The organism is Methylomagnum ishizawai, from assembly GCF_019670005.1.
GTDB classification, from domain to species: domain Bacteria; phylum Pseudomonadota; class Gammaproteobacteria; order Methylococcales; family Methylococcaceae; genus Methylomagnum; species Methylomagnum ishizawai.
In genome coordinates this window covers 2798366-2814807 of record NZ_AP019783.1, presented here as the reverse complement: position 1 = coordinate 2814807, position 16442 = coordinate 2798366, and the positions used below count along the sequence as shown (strand labels likewise).

General features: G+C 65.0%; 12 protein-coding genes. All 12 read left to right on the top strand.

Going from position 1 to position 16442, the window contains the following annotated elements; translation table 11 throughout:
- Positions 1 to 22 precede the first annotated feature (22 nt).
- The 12 genes from K5658_RS24075 to K5658_RS12675 all read left to right on the top strand — a co-directional run bounded on the left by K5658_RS24075 (position 23) and on the right by K5658_RS12675 (position 16393).
- Entirely contained in the window at positions 23 to 4864 is a 4842-nt protein-coding gene (locus tag K5658_RS24075; RefSeq protein WP_221063508.1) for an LPD1 domain-containing protein, read from the top strand.
- A 49-nt stretch (positions 4865 to 4913) separates the two neighbouring features.
- On the top strand, positions 4914 to 5372 hold the full coding sequence (locus K5658_RS12725; protein WP_221063507.1) for a hypothetical protein: 459 nt from the start codon (positions 4914 to 4916) through the stop codon (positions 5370 to 5372).
- Positions 5369 to 6010: a hypothetical protein gene (locus K5658_RS12720; RefSeq protein WP_221063506.1), complete on the top strand. Its 642-nt coding sequence runs from the start codon at positions 5369 to 5371 to the stop codon at positions 6008 to 6010. Before K5658_RS12725 ends, K5658_RS12720 begins: the two co-directional genes overlap by 4 nt.
- A gap of 5 nt (positions 6011 to 6015) precedes the next feature.
- Entirely contained in the window at positions 6016 to 6369 is a 354-nt protein-coding gene (locus K5658_RS12715) for a hypothetical protein (RefSeq protein ID WP_221063505.1), read from the top strand.
- 270 nt (positions 6370 to 6639) lie between these two features.
- Positions 6640 to 11307 carry a helicase-related protein gene (locus K5658_RS12710; protein ID WP_221063504.1) on the top strand — a complete coding sequence of 1556 codons (4668 nt, stop codon included), beginning with the start codon at positions 6640 to 6642 and terminating at the stop codon, positions 11305 to 11307.
- Positions 11308 to 11384: 77 nt separating this feature from the next.
- A complete protein-coding gene (locus tag K5658_RS12705; protein WP_221063503.1) occupies positions 11385 to 11603 on the top strand; it encodes a hypothetical protein in 219 nt (72 codons plus the stop codon).
- Between the two features lie 35 nt (positions 11604 to 11638).
- A complete protein-coding gene (locus K5658_RS12700; RefSeq protein ID WP_221063502.1) occupies positions 11639 to 12529 on the top strand; it encodes a hypothetical protein in 891 nt (296 codons plus the stop codon).
- On the top strand, positions 12526 to 13146 hold the full coding sequence (locus tag K5658_RS12695; RefSeq protein WP_221063501.1) for a hypothetical protein: 621 nt from the start codon (positions 12526 to 12528) through the stop codon (positions 13144 to 13146). The genes K5658_RS12700 and K5658_RS12695 overlap by 4 nt, the downstream gene beginning before the upstream one ends.
- 33 nt (positions 13147 to 13179) lie before the next feature.
- Positions 13180 to 14688 (top strand): hypothetical protein, encoded by a 1509-nt coding sequence (locus K5658_RS12690; protein ID WP_221063500.1) that lies wholly within the window; start codon positions 13180 to 13182, stop codon positions 14686 to 14688.
- A gap of 76 nt (positions 14689 to 14764) precedes the next feature.
- Complete coding sequence (locus tag K5658_RS12685) at positions 14765 to 14989, top strand: hypothetical protein (RefSeq protein WP_221063499.1); 225 nt, start codon at positions 14765 to 14767, stop codon at positions 14987 to 14989.
- Between the two features lie 11 nt (positions 14990 to 15000).
- The gene (locus tag K5658_RS12680) at positions 15001 to 15606 is read left to right on the top strand and encodes a hypothetical protein (RefSeq protein ID WP_221063498.1); all 606 of its coding nucleotides are present in this window, start codon (positions 15001 to 15003) and stop codon (positions 15604 to 15606) included.
- Positions 15607 to 15625: 19 nt separating this feature from the next.
- Positions 15626 to 16393, top strand: coding sequence for a hypothetical protein (locus tag K5658_RS12675; protein WP_221063497.1), 768 nt, complete (start codon positions 15626 to 15628; stop codon positions 16391 to 16393).
- Positions 16394 to 16442 lie beyond the last annotated feature (49 nt).

Genomic DNA, 16442 nt, shown 5'->3' with positions numbered 1-16442 from the left:
TCTATCCAGCCGCGCCACGCCCATGCTCTACCTGCTGTTCACGCCCGCCGACCTCCTGAAGGCCGAACAACTCGGCCTCTTCGACATGCCCACCCAGGTCCGCGCCCACACCCGCAAGGACGGCGCGGTCGTCGCGCCGCACATCCGCTTGCAGAAAAAGCGCCTGCATCCGCAAGGCGGACAGCACGACCTATTCGGCCATGCCGAGCCCAGGACCGAAGCCCACAAATTGGGGCGGCTGGGCCAGTTCGTCCACAAGCACGGCGGCTATCGGCGGCTGCTGTCGATCCTGGCGGGCCTGCCCGAGCCGCAGCGCGACAAGCTCTACGAGAGCATGGCCGAAGTCGCCCGCAAGCCGGTGGCGATGGTGCGGGAATTTCTGGTGCTGGGGGCGAAGCATGAAGCACCGGCGCAGCAGGGGGATTTGTTCGTGGCGGACAAACCACAGGGGGTGCAGGAGCGGCGTGAAGGTGCAGGTGATGCAAAAGGGGTAAGCACGTCAGCACCGCACATCGAAGAACCCGTCACCGTCCGCGAAGCCGGGGAACCCAACGGCTATGCCATCCCGCCCAAACCCGCCGATAGCCCCACCACACCGGCCTTGCCCGCCACCGATCAGCCGGAAACCATCGATCATGTCACCAAAAAGGGCAAAACCATCCGGGGTGTCATCCGCACGGACTTGACCTATCCACAGGCCAAAGCCATCGACGAATTCACCTTCAAGAAGGATGGCGGCTACTTCATCCGCGACAAGCATCTGGAAGCCCTGGCCGCGCTGGACCGGGGCAAGGCATCCGGGGCCATCACGCCCGAACAGCATGAGGAGGCCAAACAAGCCCTGGCGTCCGGCGGTCCGGCCGCGGCGATGGAATCCCTCCAAAAGACCGAGGCCGACAAGCGCAAGGCCCAGGCCGACAAGCTCCGCAAGGTGGCCGACGGCCTGATGGGCAAGGCCCAGGAGGCGCAAAGCCGGGACCGCCAAACCAACACCGCCCGGCGGGCGCGGATGGCCGCAGGCGCCATCGGCGATGCCCTGCGCGACGAAGCCATCGCCAGGACCATGCACAACATCGCCGACGCCATCGAGGCGGGCGAGGCCAATCGGCTTGCCGGGGTGAATAGCCGAACCATGGTGGAATTGCTGGACCGTATCCTGCGGAGCGCAATGTTCGAGCGCGACCGGAACCTGCCCTACCGCGAACAGGAAAAGCGCAAAGGCCGTCCCGCCGAGAATGCCGACCTCAACCATGTGCGCTATCCAGCCCCGGCCTTGAATATTGATGGGGCAAAAGAACGCCTGTTGCGGGCTATCAACGGTCAGCGTGGGTCGGTCGGCCTAGCGGCCATCGTCCGCCGCAGTGGTCACTACATCCAGCCCGACGACTTCGACAAGCTCGAAGCCGCCATTGGCAAGGACGCCATGAGAAACGCCGTGGGCTGGTATGCGGTGGAGCAGCAGGCCAACGCCAAGCGCCTCATCCGGGCGGGCATCGAAAACGCCGACGACCTCCGCGCCGCATTGGCCGAATATCTCGATGTCCGCGCCGGGAGGAAGGCCGAAGACCCGGTAAAGGTGGCGGAACGCGCCCTGGTCGGCCAGAAGGTCGGCATCGATTTCTTTCCCACCCCCAAGTCCCTCGCCGCGCGCATGGCCGCCCTGGCGGGCATCAAGCCCGGCATGAAGGTATTGGAACCTTCCGCCGGGAACGGGCACCTGGCCGACGCGGCGCGGGAGGCTGGCGGGGATGTGGATGTGGTCGAGGTTTCGGATGCCCTGCGGAATGTGTTGGAAGCCAAGAAACACAACCTCGTGGGCCGGGATTTCATGGACATGAAGCCACGGTCCTTCACGTTCGGCGACAAATTCAGGGCCAAGGACGGCACCGAGGGCATCATGCGCGGGAGCGGTGGCATAGGCAGCAACCGGGTGGGCCTCGTGAACGAAAGCGGCGATCCACTGGGTTGGTACAACCGCGATGAGTTGACCCCGTTGGAGAAGCGCGGCACCGATAGCGGTTACGACGCCATCGTAATGAATCCGCCCTTCTCCAACGGCCAAGACGCCGACCACATCCAACGCGCCTACGACCTGCTCAAACCCGGCGGCAAGCTGGTGGCGATAGCCGGGGAAGGCGTGTTCTTCCGGGGCGATAAAAAAGCCGCGGGCTTCCGGGAATGGCTGGACGAGCATGGTGCCGAGGTCGAGAAACTGCCCGAGGGCACGTTCCAGGATAAGGCCCTGGCCGCTACGACCGGGGCCAATGCGCGGTTGGTGGCGATCCAGAAGCCGGTGCTGACGGGCGAGGAATTGAACGGCGAAGCCAGCCCCCATGATGCTACGCCAAGCCGTGCCGGTGATGGCCCACAGGAAGGCGACACGAAGGAAGAAAGCGGCCGGCGCTACGTCCTGCGCGGCGGGCGTTGGCATCGGATCGACGAGGAATCTACGGATGAAGCTACTGGACCTACCCACGGTGATGAAGAACAAGGTGCATCGGCTGGTACGGGCGGAACTGCGGACGGGGTATCTGGCGTTCCATCGGAAGGTGGCGCGGGCGCAGAACCGGAAAGCACTGAACCAGCGCATGACCCAGTGGCCCACGCCGAAGCCAAGCAAGACCTCGCCGACGAACTCCTGACCAACCCCGACAGCGAACGGGCGGCGGAGTTGGCGCGGAAGGTGGCGGATGGGTTCGACGCCAAGAAAGGCAAGGTCCGCGCCCCCAAACCCAAGAACACCCTTGAGACCGGCGGCGACTTTTCCGACGACGATCCCAATTCGCCCAACTATCGTTTCCGCGATACCGGCTATATCGGCGGCAGCCGCAAGGAACTGGCCGCGCAGATGATCCGGCAGGCGGGTCGCGAGGGACGGCAACTCCGCGCCACCGATATTGATTGGCAGGAGATCGAACAAAACCCCCGCGAGGCCAAGGAACTCATCACCAAGAGCAACCTGTTCGGCGCCGTCGATTGGGATGCGCTCAAGGCGGGTGGCATGGAACCGGGGGCCGGGTTCCTTGTGGACCGCGTTTATGCCAGCCTTGCGCCCGAACCCCCCGAAGACAGCGCCCAGGCCCGGCGGGATTATGCCGTCGGCCTGGAAAGCCTCCGTACCCGCCTTGAAGCCTGCAAAACCCCCGACGCGGTGACGGATGCCCTCAACACCCTGCGCGACGAATACGAGGGTGCGATCCTGAATGCCCAGGAAGCGGCGGACTACCAGAAGGCGCAGGGGATTTACCGGGGGATCGCCGACCGGCGATGGGCGCTTTCCAAAGAGCGCGATGCGCTGGTGCAGGCCATGATCAACCCCGGCCACGAGGCCAGCGCCCTGGGGTATAAGCAACAACGCCGATTGGATAAGGGCTGGAAGGCCGACCCGGCCTTGGAGGGGCAAATCCGCCAACTCAAGGCCGCTGCCGAGCAAGCGCGGGCCGACCTGGAAGAGTGGGATGCCCGGCACCCCGAGGTGGCGAAGGGCCGCACCGACAGCCCGATGGCGCAGGCCGTGGGCCAAGCCTACGGTGTGATGCGCTCCATCGTCGAAAAGGCCAAGGCCCGCAACAGGGAAGAAAATCCGGTCCACCGCGCTTGGAAGCTCATGGGGCCGCGCTTCCTCGGCATCCTCAACTACCGGCGGCGCGACGGCGCGGACGCCTTCCGCGAACACCTGGCCGCAGCCAAAATCGGCAAGATCGAGGACTGGTCCTGGGCCGAAAAGGAGCGCAAGACGGTCGATGCGCCCAGGGCCACGAAGGGCCAAGTCCGGTTCCAGCTACAGGTCGCCGAAACCTTCGAGCGCAAGGGCGGCCAGCCGGTCAAGGTGGCTTCCACGGCGGCGCTCAAGGCGATGTTCAACCTGCGCGATGTGCAGTCCGGGAACTGGGTGTTGTCCGACCCGGCGGCGGCATCCTTCCATGTCCAGAAGTCGGCGGAAGCGCTGTCCGACTTGGCCGACCTGTTGGGCGTGGACCCCGGCCAGATCGCGATGAATGGCCGCGTGGCCCTGGCTTTCGGGGCTCGGGGGCATGGCAGCGCGGGCGGAATGGCGGCGCGGGCGCATTACGAGCCCATCTATCGCACCATCAACCTCACGAAGTTGGGGGGCGGCGGTTCGCTGGGCCACGAAATCTTCCACGCCATCGACAACCTCGTCGGCGAGGTCGAAACCGGGCAGGCCAGCGGCAAGGACGTATATGCCAGCGAAGACCCTGCGCTACTCCCAGAGGGGGAATTGCGCGATGCCATGATCGCATTCCGCCGGGCCATGCTGGACGGCCCGCACCGGCTGGGCGAGAAGATCAGGTACACCGACAAGGACGTGAAGACGGCCCGCTACAACATCGACCGATCCATCGCGCGGGGCGTGGCCGGGATCATCAAGGCCGCGGGCGATATCCACGCCGCCGTGCGGGCGGTGGATGCCCATTTCGCCGGGCGCACGGACAAGATGTCCGAGAAGAACCGCAAGGACTGGCGCAAGATGGCCGCCGCCTATTACGACGCCAAGCCCGCCGGAGGGGAAGCCCTGGTTGAGTCCGGGCCATCCATGTCGGAATTCGCCTTCGAGGCCGCCAGGCTGGATGGCGGCGACCACGGCAAATATTGGAGCAAGCCCCGCGAGATGGCGGCCAGGGCGTTCCAAGGATGGTGCGAGGACCGGCTGGCCGGGCAGGGCAGGCGCAACGATTACCTGTCCTCGATGGCGGATAACCGTTATTACCGCCTATTGGACCAACGGCCTTTCCCGGAAGGCGAGGAGCGCGAGCGCATCAATGCGGCGTTGGATGGATTGATGGCGGCGCTGCGGGATACCGGGACGCTGGCGAAGGCGTTTGGGCTGCTGAAAGCCGCCTAGCGGGTCGTGACATTACGCTGGCTCCAATTTCGCACGGGAGACCCTTCCAATGTCCGACTCGCCACGGGATAACGCTCCGCTGAACGGGGGGTTCAAGTTCGCCGCGAAGTTCGTGGCCGGTGTGATGCACCTACGGACCCTCTGCCAATTCGAGGGCGTGGACGGCACGGCCGACGTATCGGCTGATAATCCGTTGCCGGTGGCGCTGATGGGCGGCGGCGGCATTGCCACCTCGGGGGCCGTCGCCTCCACGCCCGTCGTGGTCGATGTGTCCGGCTCGCCCGGCCCGGTCACCGCCACCCTGATTCCAGGCGCGGGCAACACCAGCAAGGCCGAATATTCGACCACGCCGGGCGCGGCCACCCACCCCGGTGCCGCGAACTGGCAGGCGTGGCCCCCCGGCACCGTCTCCGCCATCGCCACCGATGTCTTCCTGGGGCGGCTGGCGGCGCTGCGGTTCACCCGCGTCACCGGGTCCGCCACCGACACCTACGAGGTGCTGGCATGAATGGGTGGGCTTCCAGGATGGCGGCGCTACCGGCCTTCGCGTGGGCCACCCGGCCCCCGGCCTCGCTTTACGCGGGACGGTTGATCCGCGTCACCGACTACGGCGTGGGCCACGGCTCCCTGTGGTTCTCCGATGGTTCGGCCTGGCGCTTGGTCGGCCCCACGGAGGTCTACAACACCACGACCGATGTCGTCGGCACCTACGCCGGGGCCACGCTGGTGGCCCAGGTCGTGTTCCCGGCGGGCCTGTTGCGGGTGGGCGATGCGCTGGGGCTGGTCATCCGCACGTTGAAATCGGGGACCGCCGATGCGTTCGCCCGGAATATCCGGTTCGGCGGCACCGGGGATATCGGCGTCGATAGCAGCGTCTTCTCGCTGGGGTATGGGTCCACCAATACCCATACCGCCGAGAACCCGCGCCTCAAGATCGCTTCGGCCACGGCTATCCGGGTCACGACCATCGGCTCGACGACCTCGTTCAGCGGCGGCACGTCCGCCGTGGGCGCGTCCGACACGACCATCCCGGACATCGCCGCGAATGCCAACTATCTCAGCATCACCTTCAACAAGAATTCCGGGTCGGCGGGGGAAACCCTGACCATCAAGGAATTGACGATCACCCACCACCCCGGACCCTAGCCGCCATGCAGAACGTCAAGACCCTCCAAGCCCGCGACGCCCTCACCCCGGTCCTGGCCGTCCATGTGGAGGCGGATGATTCCTGGGATTGCTATCTGCCAGGGGATGAATTGCCGCCCATGCCGCTCCCCGCGCCGGTAGCGGCCTGTTCGCCCTGGCAGTTGCGCCGCTACCTCAATCAGAGCGGGTTGAGGACCGCGGTGGACGCCTATGTGGCGGCGGCGGACCAGGACATCCAGGATGGGTGGGCGGCCGCTTCGGCCTTCCTCAACACCGATCCCTTTGTCGTGGCGGCGGCTGGTGCCCTCGATCTCGACCCCTACGCCATCATCAAGGCCGCGTCGGAAATCGAGGGCTGAACCGGTCGTGACTTGAGAATGCGGGCAGTTTCCCACGGACTGCCCGCGCATGAAGACCTTCACCCTGAGCGAAACCCGCGAACCCGGCACTTACAAACCCTGCCGCACCGGAAGCGGGCGTAAGACCGCATTCATTGTCTGCCCCGACTGTGAACGCAGAATCCACCTAAACCCCCATGTGGTTTCCGATGACGGTGCGGTAACGCCTAGCGTGGTTTGCGGTGGGCCATGCGCTTTCCATGAGTTTGTGCGGCTGGAAGGGTGGACGGCATGACCATCACGCTGGTTTTCCCCTCCGGCAACCGCTACGCCCTCCCACCCGAGCATTACCGCTTTGACGCCAACCTGACCAAAGGGGCGTATGGTTCAATCCCGGCGGGAAGTCGCTGGATCACCGTCCATCCCAATGGGCACGACGAAAAGGGCGTGCCCGTCCTCGTCCAGGAACACAAACCCGGCTCCGGCGTGTACCACGTCATCGGCGGCGCGGGCGGCAAACTCAATCACCTACGCCTGCGCGGCCTCAAGCCGCAGTCCGACTACAAGCAACAATCCCGCGAGCGCTTGAAGGAAAAGCAACTCGTCGCCAAGGAACAGCGCAAACGCGACCAGGAAAGCGGCATGGCCGAGGCCAAGAAAGCGGCCAAGGCCGGTGTCCTGGACCGCAAGCGACAGAAGCAGGGCGAGTTCATCAATACCGTGGCCCAGGCCATGGGCTGGAAGGACCACGAGTTCAACGAAGCCGACCACGCCGACCTACCCGAGGCCGCGCAGAAGAAGGCCCGCGAACAGCATCACCGGGAAATGCTCAAGCGCGCCCACGAAGCCGTGAACCTGCAACGCGACCGGCTGGTATCGGATCAGGAGGCCCGCGCCGAGGCCGGTCTGGGCGGTGTGCCGCTGACCACCGAGGACCCCGACAAACTATCCGTCGCCGACATCGACCCGGTGAAGCCCGAGGGCGCGGGGGGTCTGGGTTATTCCACCGATTTCAAGGCCCGCGCCGAGGCCATGGGGGCGACCGACGAAGCCGTAAAGACCGAAGCCGCCCAGGTCAAGGCCGAACGGGAAGCCGGGAAGCCCAGGAAGGCGGAAGAGGAGGGTGGTGGCAAGAAAACCGCCGCCGGTGGAGGTGGGGGTACCGCCAAACCCAAGGGGACCGCCGGGAAGATCGCCCAGGCGTTGGAAACCCTCCGCGAGGAACCCGACACGGCGCCCTTGAAGAAACTGGTGGACGCCAAGACCGCCGTGAAGCTGATGAAGGCGCAGAAGGCGCTCAAACTCACGGAAAAAGCCGCGGTCGACGCCAACAAGGACATCGACAAATCCGACCGCATCAAGGCGTACAACCTTGAAGTGTCCGCCGATGATCCCGACCTTGATACCAAGGTCGCCGAAGACCTGGAAAACAACCTGCGCACCGCCGCCACCCGTTCATTCTTGGCGGAAGTCGCCGACAAGGACGAACAACAACTCCGGCGGCATATCGGTGTCGGCGCGTTCAATTCGATCAATTCCCTGGCCCTGGCCGCCGGGGGCGATGCGCTGGTGGACCGCTCCGTGGTGGATGTGTTGGGCATCGCTGGTGCGGCGCAAGTCTTGGCCCGGCGGCTGCACGCCGATATGTCCAAGGCGGAAATCGAACAACTACAACAAGGCTTTGAGGATTGGCACGTAAACCATTACATGGAGACCAGCCGCGCCGCGTTGGATCAGGCCAAGGAACTACAAAAGCAGGCGGGGGAAACGACTCTGGATGAGGCCCATGATGGCCATGACCTCGCCGCCGGGAAGGAAGTCATGCGGCGCAAGCTGGCCGCCCTGGCCGAATCCGACAAGATACTCGGTACCGCCCTGGGCGAGATGGAGGCGAACGCCGCCCTGGTGATGGCGCTACGGCAGGGCCGGGCCGACAAGCCGTTCGAGGCGCCCTTGGGCGGCGTCGGCGACGAGGACGCCATCCGGCAAGCCCGCGCCATTGGGCTGAGGCCGGGCGACTACAGCATCGACAAGGTTGGCACCAACACCGTGTTGACGGTGATGCCGGCAGGGCTGGACCGGTTGTCGAAGCCGATGGCCCGTGACGAGTTGACCCGCGTCCGGCGGAACCTGGACATCATCGAGGGTAAGCACGACGAGGACGACTGGCTACCGATGGGGGTGGCCAACCGGCCCGACCTCGGGATGCCGGATTTGAAGCCGGGCATCGCGCCCACCTTGGCGGAACCTTTCCGGCCCGGCCCGGACCTTGCGCGGTCCATGCGCGACTACATCGGCGGGCGGATCGCTGATGGCGACAGCCCGGCGGATATCCTGGCGGACCTGCAATCGCAACCGATGATCGACAAGGCCGGGGCCGACCGCTACCGGGAATACCTGGATGCCCTGGACCGGGTGATGCCGCTCAAAGACCCGGAGACCGGCAAATTCCGGCCCGTGGAAGCACTCAAGCCGGAACTCGAAAAGATGGCCGACGAGTTCACGGCGTCGCGCCATGGCGGCACCCTGGCCCCACTGCACCGGCAACGGTTCGAGGTGGACCAGAAGGCGGTGGACGCCCTCCACCGGGCGCTGGCCGCGCATCCCGAAGGCGTGGCCGCCTACAAGCCCATCGGGGAACTCACAAATCAGGATCAGCGGGCGCTACGGGAATTCTTCCATGCCAACATCGCCAAGGAGGACGTGGACGCGGCGGACTTGCGGCACCAGTTGGAGCGAGTCCAGGGCGAAGAACCCGAAAAGGAAGTCGAGGATATGTTCGGGGAGATTTCCGAGAACCCCGACTGGAGGGAATGGAAAGCGCACCGGGACCAACTCGCCGAAAAGGTCAATGCGGCCTCCCTGACGTGGCACAAGTACGCCAAGATGATGCGCGGCCACACCCACGCCTATGCCTCGATCCAGGATTTGATCCGGTCGAACGTCGCGCAGAAGTTCGCCGAGGAACACAACCGCCTGCGCCCCGACGCGCCGCTCAAACTGGGTCGGGAGGTGATCCGCGGCAACCTGAACCACCTGGACGCCGTGGACCCGAAAGCCCGCGACGAGCGCATCCGGCAGGAACGCGCCCTGGTGGATTCCCTGCGGAACCGCGAGGGCGGCAAATACGCGGCGGGGTCGGTGGCCGACAAGCTGGATGCGGCGCGGGAACGGCAGGAGGCGTTCGGACAGGCGCAAATCGGCATGTTCGGCGGGGAGGACGACCTGTTCGGCGATACTTCGCCCGCGACGAAGGCGAAACCACTCGGGGCCGATGAGCGCCACAGCCTGGGCCATGCCGCCGAGTCGCAAATCGCCCGGATGATGTCGATTGTGGGCCCGAATTTTCGGCCAGGGAAGCCCACCAAGATTTGGCGGCCCGTGATGGGGAGCCGCGATGCGGAAGGTGGGAAGAACAAGGATTTCGTGCGGCAGCGGGCCATCAAGCACATCGTCGCGAACAAGCGCACGGTGCTGGCCGCCGGGGTGGGCACCGGCAAGACGCTCGTGGGCCTGGGCGCGTTCACCCATCTGCGCGGCCAGGGCAAGGCCAAGCGGGGACTTTTCCTCGTGCCGTCGGCGGTGCAGTCGCAGTTTTCCGGGGAAGCCCTGCGCTACCTCGAACCTGGCCGGTTCAATTGGCACATCGAACCCGGTGCCAGCCAGGCCGAACGCATCGCGGCCTACAAGGACCCCGATACCCATTTCGCCGTGATGACCCATGCCGGTTTCCGCGACGACATGATCCACCTGGGCGCGAAGCACGCCGGCATCGACGAAAAGGCCATGTCCGAGCGCTTGGGCGCGATGAAGTCGGTGGAACGGCGGGCTTGGGCCAAGGGCGTGATGGACAAGGAAGGGATCAATTTCGATTACCTGAACGTGGACGAGGGGGACAACCTCCTCAACCGGCGCGGGAAAGAAAATTCCGCCCTCGCCAACGTGGTGGACTCGGTGTCGGCGCACACCCCCTACTATGTATCGGCCTCGGCGGACCCGGTGAAGAACGACGTGTCGGAGTCGTTCGACTTGTTGGCGAAGATGGACCCCGAGCGCTACAACGACCGCGCCGCATTCCTGCGCCGCTACGGCCCGAACACGGAAGCCGCGCAGGAGGGCTTGAGGCGCGAGATGGCCCGCTACTGGTTCCCGGCCTCGGTGGAATCCGGCGTGAAGGCGGATAAGCGGGAAGAACAGGTCGAGTTGACGCCGGACCAGCATGCCGCCCTCAAGGACGTGTCGAAATTGGCGGCGCGGGCCAGGATCGCCCGTATGGAAGGCAAGGTGGATGTGGACGCGGTCAGGCGGTTATCGCCCAATTCGTTCGAAGGCGTGCCGGAGGACCGTCACGAGGCGCTTTCCAAGCAATTACAGGCCGGGCTGGGCATGGTGAAGTCGGCGGCCATGCGGCGGATCATCGACGCGCATCCCCAGGGGGCGAAGGTCGAGCGCATCGCGCAGTTGGCGAAGGAGCGCAAAGGCAAGCCGGGCGTGGTGTTCGCGCATAGCCTGGACGCCGTGAACGCCATCGCCGACCGGCTCAGGCGGGAAGGCCACCGCGTGGTGACGCTGACCGGGGCGGATTCCGGCAAGGACAAGGACGCCAAGCGCTTGGCGTTCCAACCGGAGGCCGGGGAGGCGAAAGTGGATATCCTGGTGGCGTCGGACGCGGCGGCGGCGGGGGTGAACTTGCAGCGCGGACAATGGCTCGTGCATAGCGACGTACCCGACACGGCCCGGACCCACGCGCAAAGGTCGGGCCGGATCGACCGGGTGGGCCAAAGGAACGATGTGGAGTTGATCGACCTCGTGGCGAACCACCCCGCGGAACGGGCGGCGCGGGAACGGCTCAAGACCAAGTATGGTTTGCGGGAGTTGATGACTTCGCCGATGGAGGGGCTGGATGATAGTGGCCTGGGCTATTTCCTCGGGCGGAGGCGGGCGGAGCAGGGCGGGTAAGTCCCATCCCGATAGTTCCCCACCCCCCAGGTCGTGACATCACCCTACCCGGAAACCAACCGCCATAGCTTCCGGCCATGACCCCCGACACCCTCCGCCAAGCCCTCGCCCAAAACGCCCACCACCGCGTCCATACCTCCACCACACTGGCGAAGATCGACCGTGCCGGACGGGATCGCCTCGCCGCCATCAACCAGCGCTTGGATGTCCTGCGCCCCATCGCCCTGGCCGACCCCGAAGCCGCCGACGAGTACCAAGCCCTGGTCTTCGAGCGTGGCCGCATCGCCGCGATGTAGTGTCCCGCCCCGGTCGTGACGCCAGAATCGGCGACATGTCAACCGCACAACAACTCCTTGCAGCCTGCCCCGATTTCTTGAGCATCGACCTGATGCTCAAGGCTGAACTCGCGACCGAAGGCGAAAAGCGCTTCGTGTACATCGAGGCTAGCAACGAGGCCATGGATCAACAGGGCGAGGTGGTGCTGCAAAAGGCTTTACGGGACTCATCGGACTGGTATTCCCGGTTCGGCAATCTCGACATCGACCACTACAGCCTGATCGGCGCGAAGGCCGGCATCCCCGATTACATGTTGTTCGAGATCGGCCAGCCCCGCGAGGTTTCGTTCCATGGCGTGAAAACCTTCGTCAAGGGCGAGATTTATTCCGGCCAGGGGCCGGCGGCGGAACGCGCCAATTATTTCTGGTCCAGCCTGACCGATATCAATCCCCCGGCCCGCTGGAAGCCCTCGGTCGGTGGCGCGGTACTGGAAAAATCCATCGCGGTGGACCCGGAAACCGGCATGAAGAAGGCGATGATCGGGAAAGTGCGCTGGACCAATATCGGGTTCTCTAAGAACCCCGTCAACCAGGATGTCCCCATGGTGTCCACGGTGCCCTTCGACACCCTGGCGAAAAGTTGGGTGCCGGGCCTCGGATACGACCTATCGAAAGCCCTGGATTCCACGGGCGCAACCACGAATACAGCCAGCCTGACCGGCGGCGCGGCCCTTGGGCGGCAGTCCTTGGACCGGAAGGCGCGCGGCTATTGGGACTTCCGGGACGCCTTCGCGGGCGACCTCGGCGAGGACCACCGCAGATTCAAGACCCACGCCGATATGGTGCGCCATGCGGCCCACAAGTACGGCCTCGACGACGACCTGGCTTCCGAGTTCGTTGAGCGCTTCATGCACGACTGGAAGACAGCGAGAGAGAAACGGCAATGAACTTCGATTTCAACGCGATGATGGAAGAACTGGACCTGCTCAAGTCCCGGCGCGGCGACGGCGACGGCAAGATCAAGAAAGCCGCCGAAGAAGGCCACGAGGAACTGGATGGCGACGAGGACGGCAGCTACGGCGATGGCAGCGGGGACGACGACCCCATGGGCAAGTCCTTCGAGTTCGAGGTGGACGGCGAAAAGGTCCGCGGCTTCGACGCCACCGCGCTCGTCAAGTCCTTGCAGGACCGGCAGGCGGGCATCGCCGACGAAATGCAGAAAGGCTTCGGCCAGGTCGCGGCCCTGCTCCAGGCGCAGACCGACCTCCTGAAGAGCCAGGGCGCGGAACTCGCGTCCCTCCGGGCGAAGGTCGCCGACCTGTCGGGCCAGGGCAAGGGGCGCAAGTCCGCCGTGGCCGTGCATGGGCGCGAGTCCGTGGACCCGCTCGCCAAGAGCCTGGGGGACGGGCAGTTGACCCTGGACGACGTGATGGCGAAGGCCGACGCGCTGTTCGAGGCGGGCAAGCTGGGTAGCCCGGAATACCGCCAGTTGGACGCCTGCGCCCGCAACGGCATCCAACCCGACGCCAAATTGCTCCGCAAGATCGTGGCCACCCCGCTTTAACCAGAACCGATCCCATAGAGAGGAACGACACTTATGAATCCTACCGTCATCGCCCAATTGCAGGGCTTGGCCGCCGGCTCGCTCGGCGGTATGGGGGGGCACGGATCGGCTTCCGGTTCGCTGTCCGATTTCGGCGACCTGTTCAAAGCGCTGGACTCCGCCTCGGCGCAGTCGGATGTGTCGCAGTTGACCGGCGGCGCGGCCCTGGGCATCCAATCGCTCGACCGCGTCATGAAGTCCACGGTGTTCGACCAGAAGCATATCGTGTTCTTCAAGGACTTGATGTCCACCAACGCCACCAACATCGTGGACGAATACACCCGCATGAACTCGGTGGGTGGATTTCCCGGCGGTAGCTTCAACGCGCAAATGGGTACGGTCCGCTCGGCGACCGGCGACTACCAGCGCGAGGTCGGCATGGTGAAGTTCATCATGCAGCTCCGCCAGGTCGGGTTCGTGACCAACATCACGAACAACATCGCCGACGCCATGTCGGTCGAGGAAAACAACGGCGCCCTGTCCATCTTGCAGGATTTGGAATACGCCCTGTTCTACGGTAATTCCGCCGCCTGTCCGGTGCAGTTCGATGGCATTTTCAAGCAGATCGACGATAGCATCGCCAGCGGCTACATCTCCGGCGAGCATGTCTACGACATGCAGGGCGCCAGCCTGACCGATGTGGAGGCGTTCAACGCCATCAACTCGGCCATCATCGGCTATGGCTCCTGGGGCACGCCCACCGACGTGTACCTGCCTTCCAGCGTCCAAGGCGACCTCAACAGTGGGTTGGACCCCTCCTACCGCTGGAACCCGGACAACCAGAACCAACCGATGATCGGCGGCCATGTGCCGGGCATCCGCTTGACCCATGGCGTGCTGAAAACCCACATCGACACGTTCCTGCACGACGCGAACATGCCGATGATCAAGCCATTCGAAGCGACCTACCCGGCCTACGCGAGCGCGTTGTCCGCGATCACCCCGCAAGGCGTGGCCGCCGCCTGCGCCTCCGATGCGTCCTCGCGCTTCACCGCGGGGCGCGCCGGCAATTACTACTACGCGGTCGAGGCCATCGACGCGCAGGGCCAGGGCTACAGCCCGGTGGTGAAGACCACGCAGACCGCCATTTCCGCCGGGCAGAAATGCACGTTGACCATCACGGCCAGCAGCGCCGGGACCGAAACCGGCTACCGCATCTTCCGGTCCCGCCAGGACGCCGCCAACACCACCAGCGATATGCGCCTCGTGGCCGTGGTCCCGAAAGCGGGCTCCACCACGGCCTACGCGGACCTGGACCGCGATATCCCCGGCACCTTCTCCGCGCCCATCGTGGATTTGGAGCGGGCCTCCGACGCCATCGGCTGGCGGCAATTCCAGCCGATGATCAAGATTCCGCTGCCGTTCGGTATCGGGCTGATGCCGGTCTATTCCTGGTTCCAATTCTTGTTCGGCTATCTGCGGATCACCAATCCGAAGCGGCACGGGTATATCAAGAACATACTCCCGGCCAACGCGGCTTGGCGCCCGCACACGGACGAGTAACCGGTTCTGGCCACCGTCGGACCTTGCGGGCGGGGCTTGCCCCCGCCCCCTCTTTAACCACCGGAAGGACCGCGCGATGCCCTACGTGCTGTGTACCCGTCCGAACGCCTCGGACAACATCAACGGATTCCCATTTGTCCCCCATCCGGGTGGTGGCATGGTCAGCGCCGACGATCTGCCGGAGGATGTGGCCGCCAATTTCCTGGCCATCCCAGGCTATTCGCTGGTGGCCCCGGCGGGTGGATCGGCCCCCGAGCCCGTGGCCGCCCCGTCGCCCCAGAAACCCGCTAAATCCAAGTAAGGTAAGCCAGCATGGGAAGCACCACCAAGCGGATTCCGCTCCTCATCCAGCAATTGAACCGCGCCATACTCGCCGCCCGCGACGTGCAACTCGGTACCCTGCTCAACGACATCATCACCCAGTTCAATGCGCTCCGGGCCGATGTGGCCGCGCTCCGCACGCGCATGAACACGGTTTCCCTGGTATCCGCCGGGCTGGCGATCAAGACATCCAGTTCCGCCGTGGTCAAGTACACCGGCACCATTTCCGCCATTGTCGCGGGCGTGCCGATCCGTAAGACCGCGGGCGACATGCCCGCCCTGGCCGGTACGCTGGCGACCGCCAAGAGCGCGGCCTGGGCGTTCTATATCGACGAGTCCGGCACGCTGTCGGTGTCCGCCAAGACCGCCAATGCCAACTCGCACGATGCGGCATTGGCCTTGCTCCCGGCCAACCCAGATAACAAGGCGCTGGTGGGCTTCGTGGTCATCGACAACGCCACCGGCTCCAATTTCGTGGGCGGCACCACGGCGCTGGACACCGCCAGCCTGACCGTGACCTATTACAACGCCATCGGCATGACGGCTTTCGCCGCCGCGCTGGCTTCGGCGGATTTGGCGGCATTGAACGAGCGTTGATCGCCGATCACACCGGGCCATGAGCATCTTCACCAACCCCGACGACGTGGCCAGCCTCCTGGCGATGTCGGTGTTCAAGACGCACCCGGCCTTTTCGGGCGTGTTGCCCTCCGAAGATGAAGTGTGGGCCGCGCTGCTGGCCGCCGAGGCCGACGCGCAGCGCCGTCTGCGCGTGTTCCTGGAACCCACGGTCATGGTGCCCTCGCAGGCGCCGCCGCCGGAAATCGACGCCTTGGAAAACGCCGGGACCAAGTACGCCTTGGAGGCCCCGAGCGAGTACGAGGCGGAAACCTTCTCCAACACGTTCTTCGGCTGCGTCGAAACCAAACAGCGGCCCATCGTCCGGGGCTCCATCACCTCGATCCGTTTCGTCTATCCCGGCCCCGGAACGGCGGTGTTCGAGGTGCCTGCCGAGTGGATCAGGCCGGAACTCAAGTACGGCTTGATCCACCTGATTCCCACGGGGCTGGCGTCCTACGGCCCCATGAACGCCTTCGTGCTGCAAGCCCTGACCGGGCGCAAGACGGTGCCCATGATGATCGAGGTCCGCTACACGGCGGGCCTCACGGACGCGCACGGCCTCTGGCCGGACGTGGTGGACACCGTGAAGAAGATGGCGGTGCTAAGGCTGATTGAGGGAGCCTTCCCGGCGCAATCGGCTTCGATCTCGGCGGATGGCCTGTCGCAATCGGCCTCGGTGGATACTTCGAAGTATTCGGACATGATCGACAAGAAAATCTCGACTTTGAAGGATGCCCTGTGGGGCGTCCGAGTGGGTGTTTTGTGATGTGCTGGTGTACCCCGGACCTCCGAACCCCATCCTGCGGCAAGCCAGA

Bases quoted from the DNA above. Each gene is read 5' to 3' on its own strand.
- K5658_RS12710 (WP_221063504.1), top strand. From the start codon at position 6,640: ATGACCATCACGCTGGTTTTCCCCTCCGGCAACCGCTACGCCCTCCCA.
- K5658_RS12695 (WP_221063501.1), top strand. From the start codon at position 12,526: ATGAACTTCGATTTCAACGCGATGATGGAAGAACTGGACCTGCTCAAG.
- K5658_RS12690 (WP_221063500.1), top strand. From the start codon at position 13,180: ATGAATCCTACCGTCATCGCCCAATTGCAGGGCTTGGCCGCCGGCTCG.
- K5658_RS12700 (WP_221063502.1), top strand. From the start codon at position 11,639: ATGTCAACCGCACAACAACTCCTTGCAGCCTGCCCCGATTTCTTGAGC.
- K5658_RS12685 (WP_221063499.1), top strand. From the start codon at position 14,765: ATGCCCTACGTGCTGTGTACCCGTCCGAACGCCTCGGACAACATCAAC.
- K5658_RS12705 (WP_221063503.1), top strand. From the start codon at position 11,385: ATGACCCCCGACACCCTCCGCCAAGCCCTCGCCCAAAACGCCCACCAC.
- K5658_RS12680 (WP_221063498.1), top strand. From the start codon at position 15,001: ATGGGAAGCACCACCAAGCGGATTCCGCTCCTCATCCAGCAATTGAAC.
- K5658_RS12725 (WP_221063507.1), top strand. From the start codon at position 4,914: ATGTCCGACTCGCCACGGGATAACGCTCCGCTGAACGGGGGGTTCAAG.
- K5658_RS12715 (WP_221063505.1), top strand. From the start codon at position 6,016: ATGCAGAACGTCAAGACCCTCCAAGCCCGCGACGCCCTCACCCCGGTC.
- K5658_RS12720 (WP_221063506.1), top strand. From the start codon at position 5,369: ATGAATGGGTGGGCTTCCAGGATGGCGGCGCTACCGGCCTTCGCGTGG.
- K5658_RS24075 (WP_221063508.1), top strand. From the start codon at position 23: ATGCTCTACCTGCTGTTCACGCCCGCCGACCTCCTGAAGGCCGAACAA.
- K5658_RS12675 (WP_221063497.1), top strand. From the start codon at position 15,626: ATGAGCATCTTCACCAACCCCGACGACGTGGCCAGCCTCCTGGCGATG.